At 44.9% G+C, this 1355-nt stretch carries 2 protein-coding genes; both read left to right on the top strand.

Features of this window, described 5'->3' with window-relative positions; translation table 11 throughout:
- The first annotated feature begins 78 nt into the window (after window positions 1-78).
- Window positions 79-807, top strand: coding sequence for a (Fe-S)-binding protein (locus AC1DPZ_RS27275; protein WP_477409430.1), 729 nt, complete (start codon window positions 79-81; stop codon window positions 805-807).
- Between the two features lie 69 nt (window positions 808-876).
- Window positions 877-1355, top strand: a 479-nt coding sequence (locus AC1DPZ_RS27270) for a DinB family protein (protein ID WP_477409428.1), incomplete at its 3' end; no start/stop codon positions are given.

Genomic DNA, 1355 nt, shown 5'->3' with positions numbered 1-1355 from the left:
ATATTATTGCTTTCTTTGCTAAAAGCCGAGAAAAGCATAAAAAAATATGTGGAATTTAGCGCCGAATAATTTGTGCCGATGAAGATAGAGCTGTTTGTACCATGTTTTGTAGATCAACTATTTCCTGAAACTGCCTTTAATACTATAAAAGTATTGGAAAAGGCGGGCTGTAAAGTGAATTTTAACCCAAATCAAACCTGTTGCGGGCAGCCGGCGTTTAACGCGGGTTTTTGGGATGATGCCAAAGCCGTGGGCAGCAAGTTTCTGAACGATTTTTCGGAAGACAGCGTGATTGTAACCCCATCTGCATCATGCACCGGCATGGTTAAAAACTATTATAACGATTTGTTTACCAATACAGCTGTACATAATAAATGCAGGGCCATACAGGGTAATATCTATGAGCTGTCGGATTTCCTGGTGAATATCCTGCAGTTTGATTACTTCGGCGCCGAGCTGGATGGTAAGGCCGTTTACCACGATAGCTGCTCCGCCCTGCGCGAATGCAAGATCAGGAACGAGCCCCGCCAGCTGCTCTCCAAAGTATTAGGTTTAGAACTTTTAGAACTGAAGGATAACGAAACCTGCTGTGGTTTTGGCGGTACATTCGCGGTTAAGTTTGAAGCTATCTCCACCGCCATGGCCCAGCAAAAGGTAGATAATGCCCTGGCCGCCGGTGCAGAGTACATCATCTCGACAGATGCCTCCTGCCTGCTGCACCTGCAAAGCTATATCGACAAAAATAGTTTGCCGATAAGGACCATCCACCTGGCTGATGTATTGGCGCTGGGGTGGGGGAATGTTTGATGTTGATTGAGGAATTGGGATTTTCGATTTCGGATTTTGTCGTTCCTTTTATAACGATAGCTATTTGTTATGCGATTAATACAACCGCCTAAGGAAGGCGAATATCCACCATATGCCATTATGTACATGAAGCTGGTACCCACAGACGGTTTTGTGCTAAACCACCTGCAGGATAATTTTCAATTGGTTAAGCAACTAATCTACTCATTACCGCCCGATGTGTTATATCATCGGTACGCGCCGGGTAAATGGAGTATCAAAGAAGTGCTGGTACATATTATTGATGACGAACGCATTTTTGCATACCGCGCCCTACGTTTTGCACGCAACGAAAAAAATAACCTGATAGGTTTTGACCAGGATGCCTATGCCAACTATTCGGATGCCGATAACAGGGACCTGGATAATATACTTGAAGAATATGAAGCAGTAAGACGATCAACCGTCGCTTTGTTTAATGGCCTGCCCGAAGAAGCTTTTGACCGGATGGGGCATGGCACCGGTACCGCGAATGATGCTACTGTAAGGGCGTTAGCCTACCATATAAC

It is taken from the genome of Mucilaginibacter sp. P4_G9 (assembly GCF_056400985.1).
Note: the sequence above shows the minus strand (reverse complement) of the source record. Positions and strands in the feature narration are given on the sequence as shown.